16 protein-coding genes are annotated in these 17,298 nt (G+C 66.5%); 7 read left to right on the top strand and 9 right to left on the bottom strand.

Features of this window, described 5'->3' with window-relative positions:
* Window positions 1-43: 43 nt before the first annotated feature.
* The 5 genes from hpf to mtrA all read right to left on the bottom strand — a co-directional run bounded on the left by hpf (window position 44) and on the right by mtrA (window position 5,883).
* Entirely contained in the window at window positions 44-706 is a 663-nt protein-coding gene (gene hpf / locus AD89_RS0103285; protein WP_025777179.1) for a ribosome hibernation-promoting factor, HPF/YfiA family, read from the bottom strand.
* Window positions 707-772: 66 nt separating this feature from the next.
* Entirely contained in the window at window positions 773-1,495 is a 723-nt protein-coding gene (locus AD89_RS0103280; RefSeq protein WP_025777178.1) for a ComF family protein, read from the bottom strand.
* 79 nt (window positions 1,496-1,574) lie between these two features.
* The gene (locus tag AD89_RS0103275; RefSeq protein WP_025777177.1) at window positions 1,575-3,299 is read right to left on the bottom strand and encodes an LpqB family beta-propeller domain-containing protein; all 1,725 of its coding nucleotides are present in this window, start codon (window positions 3,297-3,299) and stop codon (window positions 1,575-1,577) included.
* Window positions 3,296-5,206 carry an MtrAB system histidine kinase MtrB gene (mtrB, locus tag AD89_RS0103270; protein ID WP_025777176.1) on the bottom strand — a complete coding sequence of 637 codons (1,911 nt, stop codon included), beginning with the start codon at window positions 5,204-5,206 and terminating at the stop codon, window positions 3,296-3,298. Before mtrB ends, AD89_RS0103275 begins: the two co-directional genes overlap by 4 nt.
* The gene (gene mtrA, locus AD89_RS0103265; protein ID WP_025777175.1) at window positions 5,203-5,883 is read right to left on the bottom strand and encodes an MtrAB system response regulator MtrA; all 681 of its coding nucleotides are present in this window, start codon (window positions 5,881-5,883) and stop codon (window positions 5,203-5,205) included. The genes mtrB and mtrA overlap by 4 nt, the downstream gene beginning before the upstream one ends.
* A 259-nt stretch (window positions 5,884-6,142) precedes the next feature.
* Here mtrA and AD89_RS0103260 point away from each other — a divergent pair, with 259 nt between their 5' ends.
* Genes AD89_RS0103260 through AD89_RS0103240 form a run of 5 tightly spaced genes read left to right on the top strand, consistent with a single transcriptional unit; the run spans window position 6,143 to window position 11,437 of the window.
* Entirely contained in the window at window positions 6,143-7,192 is a 1,050-nt protein-coding gene (locus AD89_RS0103260; RefSeq protein WP_025777174.1) for a hypothetical protein, read from the top strand.
* Window positions 7,189-7,872, top strand: a complete 684-nt coding sequence (locus AD89_RS0103255) for a DUF4129 domain-containing protein (RefSeq protein ID WP_025777173.1) — start codon at window positions 7,189-7,191, stop codon at window positions 7,870-7,872. Before AD89_RS0103260 ends, AD89_RS0103255 begins: the two co-directional genes overlap by 4 nt.
* The gene (locus AD89_RS0103250; protein ID WP_025777172.1) at window positions 7,869-9,128 is read left to right on the top strand and encodes a DUF4350 domain-containing protein; all 1,260 of its coding nucleotides are present in this window, start codon (window positions 7,869-7,871) and stop codon (window positions 9,126-9,128) included. Before AD89_RS0103255 ends, AD89_RS0103250 begins: the two co-directional genes overlap by 4 nt.
* A complete protein-coding gene (locus tag AD89_RS0103245; protein ID WP_025777171.1) occupies window positions 9,125-10,150 on the top strand; it encodes an AAA family ATPase in 1,026 nt (341 codons plus the stop codon). The genes AD89_RS0103250 and AD89_RS0103245 overlap by 4 nt, the downstream gene beginning before the upstream one ends.
* Entirely contained in the window at window positions 10,151-11,437 is a 1,287-nt protein-coding gene (locus AD89_RS0103240) for a DUF58 domain-containing protein (RefSeq protein WP_025777170.1), read from the top strand.
* 31 nt (window positions 11,438-11,468) lie between these two features.
* Here AD89_RS0103240 and AD89_RS0103235 read toward each other — a convergent pair whose 3' ends face one another.
* Window positions 11,469-12,467 (bottom strand): stage II sporulation protein M, encoded by a 999-nt coding sequence (locus AD89_RS0103235; RefSeq protein ID WP_025777169.1) that lies wholly within the window; start codon window positions 12,465-12,467, stop codon window positions 11,469-11,471.
* A gap of 112 nt (window positions 12,468-12,579) precedes the next feature.
* On the opposite strand from AD89_RS0103235, the gene AD89_RS0103230 reads away from it, so the two are divergent.
* Window positions 12,580-13,416 carry an RDD family protein gene (locus tag AD89_RS0103230; RefSeq protein WP_025777168.1) on the top strand — a complete coding sequence of 279 codons (837 nt, stop codon included), beginning with the start codon at window positions 12,580-12,582 and terminating at the stop codon, window positions 13,414-13,416.
* On the opposite strand, the gene ahcY is transcribed toward AD89_RS0103230, so the two are convergent.
* The 3 genes from ahcY to AD89_RS0103215 all read right to left on the bottom strand — a co-directional run bounded on the left by ahcY (window position 13,410) and on the right by AD89_RS0103215 (window position 16,824).
* The gene (ahcY, locus tag AD89_RS0103225; RefSeq protein WP_025777167.1) at window positions 13,410-14,870 is read right to left on the bottom strand and encodes an adenosylhomocysteinase; all 1,461 of its coding nucleotides are present in this window, start codon (window positions 14,868-14,870) and stop codon (window positions 13,410-13,412) included. The two genes, AD89_RS0103230 and ahcY, sit on opposite strands and share 7 nt — an antisense overlap.
* A 95-nt stretch (window positions 14,871-14,965) precedes the next feature.
* Window positions 14,966-16,450, bottom strand: coding sequence for a hypothetical protein (manB, locus tag AD89_RS0103220; protein WP_025777166.1), 1,485 nt, complete (start codon window positions 16,448-16,450; stop codon window positions 14,966-14,968).
* Window positions 16,447-16,824: a DUF3499 domain-containing protein gene (locus AD89_RS0103215; protein WP_081770318.1), complete on the bottom strand. Its 378-nt coding sequence runs from the start codon at window positions 16,822-16,824 to the stop codon at window positions 16,447-16,449. Before AD89_RS0103215 ends, manB begins: the two co-directional genes overlap by 4 nt.
* A gap of 88 nt (window positions 16,825-16,912) precedes the next feature.
* Between AD89_RS0103215 and AD89_RS0103210 the strand changes: the two genes are divergently transcribed.
* Window positions 16,913-17,275 (top strand): metallopeptidase family protein, encoded by a 363-nt coding sequence (locus AD89_RS0103210; RefSeq protein ID WP_025777164.1) that lies wholly within the window; start codon window positions 16,913-16,915, stop codon window positions 17,273-17,275.
* Window positions 17,276-17,298 lie beyond the last annotated feature (23 nt).

Here is a 17,298-nt window from a genome sequence, read left to right as displayed (position 1 = left end):
ACCTCGCGCGAGGTTGCTGGGCCGCCGTCAGGTAGCAATTGGGTCAGTCGATGGCTTCTTCGAGTTCGTGGTCGAGGGCGATGACTCCGTAGCTCCAGCCCTTGCGGCGGTAGACGACTGAGGGTTTGCTCGACTCCTCGTCGATGAACAGATAGAAGTCGTGTCCGACGAGTTCCATCCGATTCAGCGCCTCCTCGATGCCGATCGGTGAGGCGGTGAAGGACTTCTCACGCAACACGACCGGCGAATCGCCTTCGGCCTTGATGCGGCCGTTCGTCTGATCGACGCCGCGGTCCTCATCACGTTTCGCATCATCGGCATCCGCATCGGGGATCAGCGGCTCAACCACGGGCATCTTCGCCAGTGCCTCCGCAGTGGATTCCTTGCGGTGATGACCCGATCGCGGCACTTTGTGCCGGTCCCTCGCTCGCCGCAGACGTTCGACGAGCTTCGCCCACGCCAGATCGAGTGCCGCATATTTGTCGCTTGCCATGGCCTCTGCCCGAATTGCCGGCCCCTTCGCCACAACCGTGAGCTCGACGCGCTCGCTCGTCTCGGGTTGGCGGGAGTTCTTCTCGTGAGTGACATGCACTTCGACACGCTGAGCGCGAGGGGCAAGCTGCTCGACCTTGGCGATCTTGTCCTCGATGTGGGCCCGAAAGCTGTCGGAGATGGTCAGTTGACGGCCGTTGACAACAATATCCATGATGTGTCCTTAGCGACTCGCTCGTCGGATTCATCCGATCCCATGCCCTTGGATGGGTAAACACCGTTATACAGTAAAGGGAGAGACAAATCGAGTGCCCCCGCGACCGAGCCCGAGAACAGCTCCTGCAGCGGGTCTGATCTGCACCGATGCTAGCAGGCGTGCGCTTTCTGCCAAGGTTGCGCCGGTGGTGGAGAAGTCATCGATGAGCAGATCAGCAGGCGCAGATCCGGCACCCGATACGCAACGCATCTCCGGGATCTCAGCGATTCTCCTGCGGTTGAGATACTGCGTCCGCTCCGCATTCCGAGCCCGTTCGATCGCCCCGAGTCCGACCTGGTCACGCGAACGCTTCGCCGCGAGCACATCGAAGACTTCCAGAGGCAGCTCCGGTGACAGTTCCTTGGCCCGATTCGCCAGCGCCGCTGTATGCGATCCGCCCCGGCGGCGCCTGGCCCGATCCGAGCTCGGTGCCGGAAAGAGTCGGATCGCACCACCCGAGTAGCCGATGAGATCGAGGGCAGCGACGATCGACCGAGTCAGCGCCAGGGCCAAGGGATCGAGGATGTCCCGACGTCCCTCGTCCTTGTACCCGACGACCATCTTCGAGATCTGCGAGTTGTATTCGCAGACCCCGACGATCGGGATCGTGCCGTAGCGCGGTTCCATCGCCCGCGGGATCCCGCCGAGCAGCCGCAGACAGCGGGTGCACAGAGAGACGTTCTCCCGCCCGCATCCGGCGCACCGGCGAGGCAGGAGCAGTTCGCCGAACTCCCCGAGCAGACCCATGGGAGCAATCTACTCCATGCCGGCCCCCACGAGTCGGCTGTCAGCTGCCCTCCGGGCGAACTCCGCACCGCCCTTCGAGTCAGCCGGGATACGAGGGATCCTTGGCGGTGACGTCGACGAGCTTCTGCCACGCGTTCGAGTTGTAGCTGTACAGCGCACCGTCCGAACCGGTGACGAGTATCGATCGTCCGTCCGCTCCGCCGGCGATGCGGCTTCCGCCCGACACCTCGCCGAGCTGCTCTGCAGGCCCGGTGACTCCGATGCGGAACGGCTGCGCGGTTTCGCCTTCCTTCGCGGCCAGAGCCACGAGATTCGTCGATCCTGACCAGGAGACGTCCTTGACCTCGTCGAAGTTCGCGCCCACTTCGATCGGTGTCTCGGAGACATGGCCGGATGGATTGCCTGCCTTGTCCCTGGGCACGCCGACCACATCGACACGGTCCGGCTCACCCTTGTGCCGACTGAGCAGAGCGACACGGGTTCCGTCGCGGGAGACCTCGATATCGACGAGCCGTCGTCCGTTGAGGAAATCGGCGGCCACGGTGAAGGTCTTGCCGTCGCGACCGACGGCTGTGAGTTCGCCTTTGTTCTCCGCCTCACCCGTCCAGGTCGTGTTGAAGCGGTCGATGCTGGGGCGCACGAGCTTCGTGCCCTTGAGGATCGGGGTGGCGTCGACGGCATCGGACTTCAACCGCATCAGCTGTTCGCCGTCATCGGCCAGATACACGTAGAGGGAGTCATCCAATGACACCGCGGGGTCGCTGGCCTTCGCCGACTTCAGGTTGGGACTGTTCTCGACCTTGGCGACGGTCGTTCCCGAGACTCGGGAGAGGTGGTCGTCGGCGAGAACCACGGGCGGACCGTCCACCTGGACCGAGGTGTCGGTCCGCGGCTGCAGGCTGGACGGAATCGTCTGTCCGCCGATGCTCAGTTCGACCGCCGAGATCGAGGGAATGACCTGCAGAGTGGTGGCGATCTGCTGACGGATCAGCCCCTTCTCGCGGTCGGACGGAGCCGGATTCTGCGCCCCCAAGGCCACATGGGCAACGCCGTTCTCGATCGTGACCACGTTCGAGTCGCCGAGCTTCGCACCATCGGGGATCGCGGTGATCACCGCCCCCGAGAGGTAGGGCGCAGGACCGCTGAGCAGCTCGTTGATCAGCACTGTCGGGGTCGAGGAGGACCGGAGGAACCAACGGGAGTCAGGGACGAGATACGAATAGTCGGACGTGAAGAACTGCAGCGAATAGTTGAGGAAGATCGTCCGGAAGTCGGCCTGGCTGATGAGCAGCCCGTCCGGCGCCGAGGAGATCCTCCACTCCCCGTTCTCCTGCCGCAGCGAGAACTCCAGGGTGGACTGCGTGCCCGGTTTGGTCGAGTTGTAGACGCCGGAGGAATCGACGAGACCGACGACCGGAGCCGAGAGACTCATCGACTTCTGGTCGGAGGTGGTCCCGACGTTCAACGAGTCGAGATCCGTGCCGTTGGGCAGCACCGACACTGATTCCTGCGGACTCCATTTCTGAGCCTCGCCTTCGGTGAGGAACGACCGGGCCACGGAGAAGTTGTTGCCGGTGCCCGCTCCTGCCCGGAGGAAGCCGCGCACGATGTCCGATGGGCTGTCGCCGGGTTCGGGCCCGTCGGGGATCCGGGCGTTGTTCGCCCCCGCATCGCCCGAGTCGTCTTCGATATGGCCGACAGGTGATGACGTCGGGATCGACGAGCAGCCGACGAGGGCCAGGGCCGTGAGGACGGAGACCAGCATGGTCTTCAGCCGGGAGCTCCCGGGCATCGAGCGAGTCATGAGCGTCCTCCTCTGCTGTCGTTGACACTGTCTTCGCCCAGGTCGGCTTCGCCGATGTCCACGGACCGCTCGCCCGCGTCGGCCGTACCCGGCTCGTCGGTACCCGCGTCGGCCGTACCCGGCTCGGCGGTTCGCGTGGTCTCCTGATGCGATGCGGACTGCGGATCCGCCTCGGCGGGGCTGTCGTGATCGGCGTCGAGCATCTCCGGCTCGGTTTCGACGACGATCGGGATCGATCCGGTCTGGATGCGGACGGAACCGTCCGAGGACAGAGGTCCCGCAACAAGTGCGGACCCGCGGATCTGCGCATCGCGAGGCGGCAGGGGCAGCGGCGAGGAGGTGATCTCCTGATCGGGGCGACGGGGAATCGTCAGTCGGAAGCACGAGCCCTCGCTCGGTTTGCCCCAGACCTGCAGCCAGCCGTGGTGCAGGTGGGCATCCTCGAGCGAGATCGCCAGACCCAGACCCGATCCGCCGAGGGTGCGCTTGCGTGCCGGATCAGCCCGCCAGAACCGGTCGAAGACGTGCTCGACCTGTTCTTCGTTCATGCCGACTCCGTGGTCGCGCACACTCACGGCCACCGCCTCGGCGTTGGAGGCGACATAGACGTCCACGGGGTTGCTCTCACCGTGTTCGATGGCGTTGACAACGAGGTTGCGCACGATCCGGGTGATGCGCACCCGATCGACCTCGGCCATGACCGGCGACGACGGTGCGTGGACGACGATGGCGGTCTCCATCTGTTCGGCCACCATCGACACGGTCTCGATCACGGAGGTCACGATCGCGCCGATATCGACGGGTTTGGGCACGAGTGCTGCGGCACCGGCATCGTAGCGGGAGATCTCCAGCAGATCGGAGAGCAGGCTGTCGAAGCGCTCGGCCTGCGAGTTCAGCAGTTCCGCACTGCGCGCGGTGACGGGGTCGAGGTCGTCGCGGGAATCATAGATGAGATCCGCGGCGGCACGGATCGTCGTCAGCGGTGTCCGCAGCTCATGGGAGACGTCGGAGACGAACTGCCGCTGCAACACCGACAGCCGCTCCATCTGCTCGATCTGATGCTGGAGGGTGTCGGCCATATCGTTGAAGCTCTCACCGAGGACGGCGATCTCGTCGTTGCCGTGCACGGGCATGCGTTCGTCCAGGTCACCATCGGCAATGAGCCTGGCCACCTCGGCGCCGGTGCGCACCGGGGTGACGACCAGCCGAGTGACGATCCAGGCGACGGCACCGACGAGGACGACGAGGACGAGTGCGGCGACGAACATGGACCGCTGCACGAAGTTGAGCGTGTCCTGCTGTTCGCTGAGATCGCCGAGGTAGTACAGCTGGAACTGGCCGGCACCCGGAATCTGCAGCTCCTGAGTGATGAGCAGCCCCGGTCCCGTGCCGTCGGGCAGGCTCACCGACTGGTAGAGCTTGTCATCGGCCGGAGCTTTGCCGATGGCATCGCGGAGCTCATCGGTGATGGGCACCTGCGGTGCCTCTCCGTCTTCGTTCGCCCCACCGGCCGTGATCGTCGAGAATGAGGTGTTCGGATCCGTCGGCTGCAGGGTCAGCGAATACACGGACCCCGCCGACCGGTTGTAGATCGATGACAGCTGCGAACTCAGCATGTCCTGAGTGATCGCCTGGCCGTCGACCGGTGCCAGTGAGCGCAGCTCGGCCAGGATCGACCGTGTCTGTGAGGACAGGGAATCCAGGCGGGTGTCGAAGAGACCCCGGGCGATCTGCTGGGACATGTAGGTGCCGACACCGAAGATCGCCACCGAAGTGAGCACGATCGTGAGCACGACGATGCGGACCTGCAGGGAGTGGCTGAACGATCGGAGGATGAAATTCCAGAACGTCTTCAGCGCCGAGGCCGCAGTGCGGACGGGTCCGTCCGCGGCCGACTCGGAAGTCACGCGGCTCGGCCGGCCTTATAGCCGACGCCGCGTACGGTGACGATGATGTCCGGCTTCTCCGGATCGCGCTCGATCTTCGACCGCAGACGCTGCACGTGGACATTGACCAGCCGGGTGTCGGCGGCATGACGGTAGCCCCACACCTCTTCCAGCAGGGTCTCGCGGGAGAACACCTGCCATGGCTTGCGTGCCAGAGCGACGAGGAGGTCGAATTCGAGTGGAGTCAGCGACACCGGCGATCCTCCCTTGGTCACCGTGTGACCGGCGACGTCGACGACGACATCGCCGACGGTCAGCAGCTCGGGAGCCTGCGGTTCGGAGATCCGCAGCCGAGCCCGGACGCGGGCGATGAGCTCCTTGGGCTTGAACGGCTTCGGCACATAGTCATCGGCACCGGATTCGAGGCCGAGGACGACGTCGACGGTGTCGGACTTCGCCGTGAGCATGATGATCGGCACCGACGAGACCTCGCGGATCTCCCGGCAGACTTCGAGTCCGTCCTTGCCGGGCAGCATCAGGTCGAGGAGCACGAGGTCCGGATTGACCTTCTGGAATTCTTCGAAGGCCTGGTCTCCGGTGGCGCAGAAGAAGGGCTCGAAGCCTTCGCTTTTGAGCACAATTCCGATCATCTCGGCCAAAGCCGTGTCATCATCAACTACGAGGATTCGAGCGTTCATGCTCCCATTGTCCCTTATGTTCGCGTGTTCTTCGGTTCTCGACACTCCCAGCCTATCGGGCGTTGTCGACGACCTCACGCACCGCATCCGATGACAGCGATCGCCGATGCATCGGCCACGACCCCGGGCAGAGTCCTGCAGAGACCCGGACAGGGACCCGACCGGCTCCCGACGGCACTGATCGACGGGGTCGACGCGTACCCATTGGGACAGGGAGACCTCTCGGCACTCGCCGGCGAATCATGGCAGGATTGGCGTGATGGGACAGACGAACGCATGGACTTCGGAGGTCGACTGGCACACCGGCCGGTGGCAACGACGTTCACCGTCCCCGCCCTCACGCGGCTGGCAGCCGCCTCCACCGCGCGGGCTCCTGCCCAAACGGCCGCTGACCTTCATCGAGGCCTTGGACTCCGGCTTCCGCCTGCTGCGTTTCATCCCGACACTGTCCGTCGGCTCCTCCCTCATCGTCTTCTCCCTCTGGAGCCTGCTGCTCACCGCGATCGGTGCCGTCATCGCCGTCCAGTTCCTGCCGTTCTTCACCGACCTCAGCGGCAATGACGATGCCGTCTCCGGCTTCATCGCCGTGGCCCAATTGGGGTCGGTGGCGCTGAGCCTGCTCAGCCTCGGATTGGCCCATCTGCTCTCCGGACTCATCGCCACGGGCACCCGTGCCTCCTTCGGCGCCCGCCGAACCACCCTGTCGACGGCGTGGAGGTCTCTGTCCGGTCGCCGCTGGCGCCTCGTCCTGGCCACGCTGCTCATGAGCGGAATCAACCTCGGCCTGCTGCTGGCCCTCACCGCTCCGACTCTGCTGTTCGCCAGCGCCGATTCGGCGATCCTCGCCTTCGTCTGGGCCGCCGTGGCCGCACTGCTGTGGTTCGTCGCGCTCATCTGGATCAACCTGCGACTGGCGTTCCTCGGTTCGGCGATCGCGGTGGAGGATCTGAGCGTCCGCGCCGGCCTCCGACGCTCATGGAGGCTGACCGGGCGCGGCTTCTGGCGGATGCTCGGCCAGCTCGCGCTCGGATACTTCCTGTCCAACCAGCTCGTCCAGCTCATCATCACCCCGATCGTCTTCATCATTTCGCTGGCCCTGGGCGTCGGGATGTCGACGACCACCGAGTCCACGACGGCGCAGACGGCCATCGCAATCGTCTCCGTCGGTCTGCTGCTCGGACTCACGCTCATCTCCTCAGCCGTCCTCTTCGGCTATTTCGCCTGCCTGGTCACGGTCTGCTTCTTCGACCAGCAGATGCGTTCAGAGGGACTCGACCTCGTCCTCATCCGAGCAGAGGAGGACCGATGATCCTCTCCCCCGTCGCCGCGGCGAGCATCGACCGCGACACCGGTCGCGAATGGGTCGAGCACGAACTGTCGAAGTCCGAATACGCTGCCAATGACCTCACTCCCTTGGAGCAGATCGGCCGCTGGTTTGCCTCCCTGTGGGATTCGCTCGTCGGTGCCGCCCTCGGCGCGAACTCTCCTTGGCTGCTCATCGTCGTCGTCCTCGCACTCGCCGTGCTCATCGCCGGAATCGTCTGGCGCGTTCGTCGGGCAGGATTCCGTCGTGTCGGCGTCCCGCTGTCAGCATTCGATCCGGTCGTGGCCCACCCTGAACCGGGCCCGTGGCGCGAGAGCGCGGCCCGGGCCGCCCGCAGCGGGGACTTCGAGACCGCGGTCATCGATGAATCCCGTGCGATCTTCGCGGTCCTGTCTCTCAAACAGATCGTCTCGCTCGAGTCCTCTGCCACGGCGAGTGAGATCGCCCGCTCCGCCGAGGCGGCCCTGCCCGAACACGGTCCCGCCGTCCACGGGGTGGCCGAGGTCTTCAACGACCTCCGCTACGGAGAGGCGACCGAGAGGCAGGCCCGTGCGAACCGCCGCCTCGACGAGGTCTTTGCGGATCTGTGCGCACTCGACCGGAGGCTGAGCGCCCTGCCGATCCGCCACCGCCAGGACGCAGGCCGGCAGGAGGCACCGGCATGAGCGCACAGTTGGACCTCGCCGCCCGCGGCACGCGCTCGACCGTGCGGATCCCGCTGCGTGCTCGACTGCGTTCGGCTTCGGTGTGGATCGTCGCGGCCTTCGTCATCCTCATCACCGTCATCGCGCTCGTGCTGCTGACCGGTGATGACGAGTCCGCAGAGCCCCTGCACTACGACTCGACGGAGCGCACCGGCATGAAGGCCCTCGTCGAGACCCTGCGCGACCATGAGGTCGATGTCACCACCACCGAGGATCAGGAGCAGGCCCGCACGGCCGCGGCCCGCCCCGACACCACCCTGCTCATTCCCACGAACACCGCTGCCCTGTCGCCCGGAGACATCGACGGCCTCCAATACGCCCTGCGCACCCACGGCAACCGGCTCGTCCTCGTCGACCCGGGTCCGACGATCTCGGAGTTCACCGACCGGATCACCGTCAACGACAATCTCAGCCCGCTGGCGAACCCGGATGCCACGTCCCCGGCGGCCTGCGACTCTCCGCCGGCCCGCAGCGCCGGTGCCGTGACCACTGGCGAAACCGAGTACGCGGAGACGACGAAGGGCACCGACGGGATCACCGCCTGCTACCCGTTCACCGGTCCCGGGGTCGATGAGATCGACGGCGCCGAGGTGGCCCCCGGGTCCGCGCGCGGACAGTTCGTCACCGATACCGGCAGTTCCGCGCCGCTGACCGTGCTCGGCAATCGCAATTGGGTGACCAACGAGCACATCGACGACGAGGGCAACGCCTCCCTCGTGCTCTCGCAGCTGTCCCAGACGCAGAACCTCGTCGTATATTATCCGACCTTCGGAGGCTCCGGTCAGCAGCAGACACCTCCGTCGACGATCGATTTCGTGCCCGGCTGGTTCCTCGCCGGAGTCCTGTGGCTGGTGCCCTGCCTGGTCGTCCTTCTGCTCGTCATCGGGCGCCGATTCGGACCGCTGGCCCTCGAGCACCTGCCGGTCATCGTGCCCGCTGTCGAGACCGTGCACGGCCGGGCCGCGCTGAGCTCTCGCAGTCACGATCGCGACGGGGCTCTGCACACTCTGCGGACCGGTGCGCTGCTGCGCATCGGCCGACGGCTGAGCCTCGGCCCCGATGCCCGCACCCCTGACATCCTCGCCCGTATCGCAGCCGCCACGGGAGCCGACCCGGGCCGACTCCACCACGTCTTCGTCTCCGCGTCGGCGCACACCGACGCCGAACTCACCGACCTCGTCCATCAGCTCACCCAGATCGAAAGTGAGATCCCATGACCGAACAGCCTCAGGAACCGATCGCGCAGCAGACTCCGGCCGTCGACCACGCGCAGACCCCGCCGGCGGAGCCGGACCCGGTCCGGGAGGCGTTCACCGGTGTCCGCGCCGAGATCGCCAAGGCCGTCGTCGGCCAGGACCAGGCAGTGACGGGGATGCTCATCGCGCTGCTGTGCCGCGGGCATGTGCTTCTCGAGGGGGTTCCCGGAGTGGCGAAGACCCTGCTCGTGCGCAGCTTCGCCGCCGCGGTCAGCCTGGACAGCTCGCGTGTGCAGTTCACGCCCGACCTCATGCCCAGCGATGTCACCGGGTCGTTGGTCTACGACGCGTCCGCCTCCGACTTCTCATTCCGGCCCGGCCCGGTGTTCACGAACATCCTCATCGCCGATGAGATCAACCGCACTCCGCCGAAGACCCAATCGGCTCTGCTCGAGGCGATGGAGGAACATCAGGTGTCCGTCGGCGGCCGCTCCCGGAAGCTGCCCGAACCGTTCCTCGTCGCGGCCACACAGAATCCCGTCGAATACGAAGGCACCTATCCGCTCCCGGAGGCCCAGCTCGACCGGTTCCTGTTCAAACTCGTCCTCGACCTGCCCGAGCGGGATCACGAATTCGAGATCCTCGACCGTCATGCCAGGGGCTTCGATGCCGGGTCCCTGACAGCGGCGGGTCTGCGCCCGGTCGCAAACGCCGATCTCATCGCCCGGGCTCGCGACGCGATTGCCACGATCTACATCGCCCCGCAGATCATCACCTATATCGTCGATCTCGCCCGAGCCACCCGCCAGACCCCGTCTCTGGCACTGGGAGTCTCGCCCCGTGGAGCGACGAGGATGCTCGGCGCCGCCCGGGCGCATGCGTGGCTGAGCGGCAGGCACTATGTCACCCCCGATGATGTCAAGGCCCTGGCCCATATGTCGCTGTCGCACCGGGTGATTCTGCGCCCCGAGGCGCAGATGGACGGTCTGGACGTCGGTCAGGTGCTCGATTCGATCATCGCCACCACCGAAGTGCCCCGCTGAATGACACCCCGCCTGTTCCTGCTCGCTGTCGTCGGCCTCGTGCCTGTGATGCTGGTGCCCACATGGCCGACGGCATCGATCGTGGCCGGGGTGATCGTCCTGGCCGCGGTCCTCGACTTCGTCCTCGTTCCCCGGATCCACGGCTTGGAACTCCAGCGCACCCCGGGACCGATGGTCCGCCTCGGCGATGGCACCCACTGCACTCTGACCCTGATCAATGGGACGAACCGCCGCCTGCGCCTCCACGTCCGCGACGCCTGGGCGCCGAGTGCCGGGGCCGTCGCGACCCGCTCCCACCATGTGCTCGAACCCGGTGAGTCGGCAGAGGTGACCACCGAGCTGGAGCCGACGAGACGAGGTGCACTGCCCGGCGATCTGGTGACGGTGCGCAGCCGCAGTGTGCTCGGACTGATCCACCGGCAGAAGAGCATCGATGTTCCCGCCTCGGTGCGGGTCCTGCCGCCGTTCGTGTCTCGGCGGGAGCTGCCGTCGAAGACCCAGAAGCTGCGCGAACTCGAGGGACGGTCCGCGGTCATGATCCGCGGAATGGGCACCGAATTCGATTCGCTGCGCGACTATGTCGACGGTGACGATGTCCGGTCCATCGATTGGCGGGCCAGTGCTCGCGCTCAGGACCTCGTGGTCAAGACCTGGCGACCGGAGAAGGATCGACGCGTCGTCATCGTCATCGATTCCTCCCGTTTCGCCGCCCGTCGCTGTGGCGAGGGCACGGTCTTCGACGCCGCTTTGGAAGCATCGCTGCTGCTGACGGCTCTGGCCACCGGCGCCGGAGACCGGGTCGATGTCATCGTCGCCGATGCCCGGGTGCGTGCAGCCGCATCGAGCCATCGCGCTCACGATCCGGTCCATGACCTGTCGGTGGCTCTGACGCCGGTGCATCCGGAGCTCTACGACGCGAACTGGGAATCGATCGCCGCAGCAGTTCTGCAGACGTCCAGGCAGCAGGCGCTCGTCGTGCTGGTCACGCAGCTCGACGAAGCGACGGTCGCCGAAGACATCCTGCCCGTGCTGCCGACCCTGACGGCTCACCACCGCGTCGTCGTCGCCGGAGTCGACGATCCGGCATTGTCAGCGCTGGCTGCCCAGCGCGGCGATGTCGACGACGTCTACACGGCTGCGGCCGCCGAGGCAGAGATGCTCGCGACGGCATCGCTGCGGACTCGCCTGCGCGGGCTCGGCGTCGCTAGCGTCCACGCTCTGCCCGAGAAGCTTCCCGGAGCATTGGCCGACCTCTACATCCGACTCAAGGTCACCGGCGGGCTGTGACCGGAACGCCCGTCAGGGGCGGGTACGCAGGTCAGCGGTCGGTCGAGATGACCGAGTATCCGGCCTGGTGATCGTCCAGATCAGCACTGAGTCCGGCTGCGGCAGCGCGCTTGCCGAAGTACCGGGCATAGACGACGACCGCGGCGGTGTAGGCCACGCCGATGGCGATCTTGAGCGCCGGCGGAATCGGGTTCGGGGTCACGAACCCTTCGATGAGCCCCGAACCCAACAGCAGCAGCACGAGGCCGCCGGCGACGACGAGCAGCGACCGGGCCTCACCGGCAAGCTTGTCACGGCGCAGCCTGGGCCCCGGCACCACCCAGGCGAAGAAGAGACGCAGACCCGCGGCAGCGGCGAGGATGATGCAGCTGATCTCCGGAATCCCGTGCGGCAGGATGTAGAGGAAGAAGTCGGAGGCTCTGCCGAACTCGAACATCATCGCCCCGGAGAAGCCGACGTTGACCGCATTCGAGAACAGTCCGACGATGACGTAGCCGCCGGTGATGCCGAGGAGGACGAACTGGACGGCGATCCAGGCGTTGTTCGTCCACACGCCGACGGCGAAGAAGCCGTTCGGGTTCTCCTTGTAGTAGTCGACGAAATCGTGTTCGGCGAACTGTCGTCGGAACTCCCGATCGCCGAAGGTCTCGAGCACTTCCGGATGCGTTCCCGCCCAGATCCCCGACACGACGGCGACGGCGAGGAATCCGGCGGCCACGATGACGAAGTCCCACCGCAGCCGGTACAGCGACAGCGGCAGACTGATGACGAAGAACCGTGACAGGCCCGACAGTCCCCCGCTGGGCACGGACGAGAGATGATTGCGACAGCGGTGGACGATCGCCGAGAGCCGTGCGGCTTCGAGAGAGTCGGGGGCCACGGTCGTGATCCGTGAGAGATCCTTCGACGCGGTCCGGTAGAGCTCAAGGAAACGGGTCGTCTGCTCAGGTGTCAGCGTGTTCTTCTTCGCCAATGCCGACAGTTCCAGCCAGTCATCGCCGTGCAGCTGGGCCAGCAGGTTCGGATCCATCCCTCCAGCCTATCGGAGACGACGCACAGGCACCTCCGACGTTGCGAGAGGCACCCGCATGCTCTCGGCGAAACGTCCGCCTCGGAACGCGGCGATGTGACACGATGGGCGGGTGAGTACTCTGATCACCGGTGAAGCCGTCGAACTCAATGTCCAGCCCGCCGCTCTGGCGGCTCGGGCGTTGAGCGCTCTGATCGACTACATCGTCTATTCGCTGGTGAATATCGGATTGCTCATCGCGATGTTCTGGTTCATGCTCAAGGTCCTCGATCTCAACGGACTGCTTCTCGGCTCACTCATCACCGTCATGACGATCTTCGTCTTCGTGCTGCTGCCGATGCTCGTCGAGGTGCTCAGCCACGGTCGTTCGCTGGGCAAGCTCATCCTCGGGCTGCGGGTCGTCCGCGACGACGGCGGTGCGGTGCGCCTGCGGCATTCCTTCATCCGCGCCCTGCTGTGGCCGTTCGAGTTCGTCTCCTCGGGCGGCGGCATCGCAGCCCTGTCCGGGCTCCTCTCACCGCAGGCCAAGCGCCTCGGCGACTATCTGGCCGGAACCATCGCCGTGAGCGAACGCAGCCGACCTCTGCCGCCCATGCACACTCACGTGGCTCCGCATCTGCACGACTGGCTGGGCCGCACCGATGTGACGTCGCTGCCCGACGGCCTGCATCGGCGCATCGTCCGGTTTCTCGCCATGGCGCCCCAGCTCGGAGCGGAGTCGCGGTGGCAGCGAGCCATCGAGCTCGCCACCGAGCTCAATGTCTATGTGGCTCCGGCCCCGCCGGAGGGTACGTTTCCCGAACAGTTCCTGTCCGCAGTCATCCACCGGCTGCGCATCGCCGAGATCGAGAAGCAGCGCCGACGCACGGCTCGTGCGAACGCGTTCCGGTCCGGAGTCGACGCGCTCCCCTACGGTCTCAGCCTCACCCGCCGCCGGTCCGATCAGTAGCGGTAGTGCTCGGGTTTGAACGGTCCCGCCACGTCCACACCGATGTATTCGGCCTGTTCCTTGCTCAGTTCGGACAGCTTCGCCCCGAGAGCCGGCAGGTGGAGGCGCGCCACCTTCTCGTCGAGTTCCTTCGCCAGGCGGTGCACCGTGTTGCCGTAGTCGTCGTGAGCGTTCCACAGCTCGATCTGGGCGAGCACCTGATTGCTGAACGACGCACTCATCACGAACGACGGATGTCCGGTGGCGTTGCCCAGGTTGAGCAGCCGTCCTTCGGAGAGGACGAGGAAGTCCGTGCGGTCACGGTCGAGTCCCGCCTCGGCGGGCACGGGTACGCTCCACTCGTGGACCTGGGGTTTGATCTCGATCTTCTCCACTCCGGGCAGACGGGACAGCCCGGCCAGATCGATCTCCTCGTCGAAGTGGCCGACGTTGCCGACGATGGCACCGGGTTTGAGCGTCTGCAGCACATCGACATCGAGGACCCGGGTGTTGCCCGTCGTGGTGATGATGATGTCAGCCTGGGCAGCCGCCTCGGCGAGGAGATCGACCTGGTAGCCGTCCATCGTCGCCTGCAGCGCACAGATCGGGTCGATCTCGGTGACGATGACGCGCGCACCCTGTCCGCGCAGAGCCTCGGCGGCGCCCTTGCCGACGTCGCCGTAGCCGATGACGACGGCGATCTTTCCGCCGATGAGGACGTCGGTGGCGCGGTTGAGTCCGTCGGGCAGCGAATGGCGGATGCCGTAGCGGTTGTCGAACTTCGACTTCGTCACGGAGTCGTTGACGTTGATGGCGGGGAACGGCAGTCCGCCCTGTTCGGCGAGGCGGTAGAGTCGGTTGACTCCGGTCGTCGTCTCCTCGCTCACCCCCTTGATCCCGGCAGCCAGGCGGGCGAACCGGCCGGGAGTCGCCGCGATGGACGTGGCGATCTGCTTGAGCAGGACTGCGTATTCCTCCGAGTCCTCGACTCCGGCGGTGGGCACTCCCCCGGCGGCTTCGAATTCGGTGCCCTTGAGCACGTACATGGTGGCGTCGCCGCCGTCGTCGAGGATGAGGTTGGGACCGTCTGCGAAGTCGAAGATCTTGTCCGCAGCCCACCAGTACTCGTCGAGGGTCTCGCCCTTCCACGCGAAGACCGGGACACCGGCCGGGGCGTCGGGAGTGCCGGATCCGACGACGACGGCCGCCGCGGCTTCGTCCTGGGTGGAGAAGATATTGCAGCTGGCCCACCTGACGTCTGCACCGAGTGCGACGAGGGTCTCGATGAGCACCGCGGTCTGCACGGTCATGTGCAGGCTGCCGGCGATGCGCGCCCCGGCCAGCGGCAACGTCGACGCGTACTCCTCACGCAGCGCCATGAGGCCCGGCATCTCCCTTTCGGCGAGGCGGATCTGGTGCCGGCCGGCCTCGGCCAAGCTGAGATCGGCGACCTTGAAGTCAGTGGAATCGAGCACGGTACCTCCATACGGCGGGCTGTCTGATCGGCTTCGAGTCTATTGCCGGGCAGGCGGCTTGTCGCGTCGTGCCCGATCTGCGGACAGCGCCGGCTTCAGGCGCGAGCGGTGACGAAGTCCGTGACCTGGCGGGTGAGTGCGTCGACCTGCGCCGGATCGGCGGCCTCGACGTTGAGACGGACGAGAGGTTCGGTGTTGGACTTGCGCAGGTTCACCCACCAGTCCGACCCCTGCAGACCGATTCCGTCGAGGTCATCGACGGTGCTGTCGGGGAACTCTCCGGCGTGGGCGGCGAAGGCGGCGAGCACGGCGTCGGGATCGGAGACGGTGAAGTTGATCTCGCCGGACTGTTCGAACCTGTCATAGTCGGCGACCAGACGAGAGGCGGGAGCCTGTGACCCGGCGAGGGCGGCGATGAGGTGGCAGGCGGCGAGCATTCCCGAGTCCGCGCCGAAGAATTCGTCGAAATAGAAATGTGCGGAGTGTTCGCAGGCGAAGACGGATCCGGTTTCGCGCATGAGCGTCTTGATGCCCGAATGACCGACCTTCGATCTCAGTGCATGGCCGCCGGAGGCTGTGATCGTCTCGGCCACACTGCGGGAGGTGATGAGGTTGTGGATGACGGTCGGGCGGTCATTGCCGAGTGCTCGGGCCCGGGCGATCTCCCGTTCGGCGACGAGTGCGCCGACGGCCGAGGCCGACATCGTCGCCCCGGTCTCGTCGATGAAGAAGCACCGGTCGGCGTCCCCGTCGAAGACGAGGCCCAGATCGGCGCCGTTGTCGACGACGGCGCGTGCGGCGTCGACGAGGTTCTCGGGTTTGAGCGGGTTCGCTTCGTGGTTGGGGAAGGTGCCGTCGAGTTCGGTGAAGAGGCCGATGACGTCGAAGGGCACCGAGGCGGCTCCGGCGTCCGCGCCGAAGACCTCCCCGAGGAGGCGCCCGGCCATGCCGTTGCCGGCGTCGAGCACGATCGTCAGACCCTGCACCTCATCGACGTGCGTGAGTTCGCGGATCCGGGCCACGTACTGCTGCCTCATCCGTGTTGCCGCAGCCGCATCCTCGGCGACTCTGCGGTCGTCGCTCTGCGGTGCGGTGATCGCGAGTTCCCGGACCCTCGAGAGACCGGAGGCGAGGCTGACGCCGGCGGCGCTGGGCCCGCAGATCTTGATCCCGTTGTAGTCGGCGGGATTGTGGCTGGCGGTGATCATGGCGCCGGGCAGGTCGAAGATGCCGGAGGCGAAGTAGAGCTGATCGGTCGAGCACAGTCCCAGCAGGACGGCTGTCGATCCGGACGCGTCGACTCCGGCGGCGAAGGAGCGGGCGAACCCGGGAGAACTCGGTCGCATATCGTGACCGATGACCACCTCGGTGGCGGCGTGGATCTCTGCCATGGCTCTGGCCGTCGCCCAGCCGAGTGCGAACAGGATGTCCTCGTCGAGCTGATCGGGAATGCGACCGCGGATGTCATAGGCGCCGACGGCGGCATCGAGCGCGGCCGCCCGGGCTCGCCCGAGGTCGGAGTCAGTCAGGATCTGCGGTACGGGATCGGTGCCGGTCGAGCTCGGTTCGGGCAGGGTCATGAGTCGCCGATGATGCGCAGGTGACCGTGTCGGCGTCCTGCGGCCGCCGGGTCGTCGGCCGGGGCCGACTCGGGCCCGGCCGGGGCCGACTCGGGCCCGGGCGGGGTCCGATCGGCACGGTCGGCGGCTTCACGGACGGCGTCGGCGATGGCCAGCAGGTCATCGTGGCTGCGTTCGGGCGGGGCCTGGCCGGAGTCGATGCGGATGAGCTGCCAATCCACGGGTGGGGTCAGCTTCGCCGCATGTTCGGCGCACAGGTCATGAGCGCCCGGCTCGGCTCGCCTGCCCAGAGGTCCGATGACGACGGTCGCATCGGCGTGCACGTACGTCATGGTGGCGGCGGCGGGGCGCGAACAGCTGACTTTGGAACACATTCTCACGGCTGACACAGTCCCACACTCTACACGCCGCGACCCGCCGATTCGCTCAGGCGCGGCGGCCCCGCACGTAGAATGAGAGGCTATGAGACCACGGCGACATCGCGACCGACACGGGCGGGGTCTGCGGTCTCCGCTGCACCGGGCCGAGGTGCCTGCGCGGCTGAGTCGGGCGGAGAGTTTCACCGCGGTCGCGGCCGCCGAGTTCGCCCGGATGCGCAGACGCGAGCCCGATCTCCTCGCCGAGGTGGTGCTGGCCGTCGATTCCGTCCCGCCGGCGAGTTCGACCGAACCGAGCTTCGGTCGCGTCTTCCCGTCGGCCGGGGATCGGCCCACCCATATCGTCCTCTACCGGCGGGTGATCGAAGACCATGCCGGCAGCGAGGCCCGCGATGCGCTCATCGCCGAGGTGGTGGCCGACCAGATCGATATCCTCCGTCGCACCTGAGACCCCTCGGCGGGCCTCCCCGG

It is taken from the genome of Brevibacterium sp. VCM10 (genome assembly GCF_000583215.1).
GTDB classification, from domain to species: Bacteria; Actinomycetota; Actinomycetes; order Actinomycetales; family Brevibacteriaceae; genus Brevibacterium; species Brevibacterium linens.
This window is presented reverse-complemented; position numbering and strand designations above follow the sequence as displayed.

Bases quoted from the DNA above. Each gene is read 5' to 3' on its own strand.
- manB (WP_025777166.1), bottom strand. From the start codon at position 16,450: ATGACCCTGCCCGAACCGAGCTCGACCGGCACCGATCCCGTACCGCAG.
- AD89_RS0103255 (WP_025777173.1), top strand. From the start codon at position 7,189: ATGATCCTCTCCCCCGTCGCCGCGGCGAGCATCGACCGCGACACCGGT.
- AD89_RS0103210 (WP_025777164.1), top strand. From the start codon at position 16,913: ATGAGACCACGGCGACATCGCGACCGACACGGGCGGGGTCTGCGGTCT.
- AD89_RS0103260 (WP_025777174.1), top strand. From the start codon at position 6,143: ATGGGACAGACGAACGCATGGACTTCGGAGGTCGACTGGCACACCGGC.
- AD89_RS0103275 (WP_025777177.1), bottom strand. From the start codon at position 3,299: ATGACTCGCTCGATGCCCGGGAGCTCCCGGCTGAAGACCATGCTGGTC.
- AD89_RS0103245 (WP_025777171.1), top strand. From the start codon at position 9,125: ATGACCGAACAGCCTCAGGAACCGATCGCGCAGCAGACTCCGGCCGTC.
- AD89_RS0103240 (WP_025777170.1), top strand. From the start codon at position 10,151: ATGACACCCCGCCTGTTCCTGCTCGCTGTCGTCGGCCTCGTGCCTGTG.
- AD89_RS0103280 (WP_025777178.1), bottom strand. From the start codon at position 1,495: ATGGGTCTGCTCGGGGAGTTCGGCGAACTGCTCCTGCCTCGCCGGTGC.
- AD89_RS0103235 (WP_025777169.1), bottom strand. From the start codon at position 12,467: ATGGATCCGAACCTGCTGGCCCAGCTGCACGGCGATGACTGGCTGGAA.
- mtrA (WP_025777175.1), bottom strand. From the start codon at position 5,883: ATGAACGCTCGAATCCTCGTAGTTGATGATGACACGGCTTTGGCCGAG.
- AD89_RS0103250 (WP_025777172.1), top strand. From the start codon at position 7,869: ATGAGCGCACAGTTGGACCTCGCCGCCCGCGGCACGCGCTCGACCGTG.
- hpf (WP_025777179.1), bottom strand. From the start codon at position 706: ATGGATATTGTTGTCAACGGCCGTCAACTGACCATCTCCGACAGCTTT.
- AD89_RS0103215 (WP_081770318.1), bottom strand. From the start codon at position 16,824: ATGTGTTCCAAAGTCAGCTGTTCGCGCCCCGCCGCCGCCACCATGACG.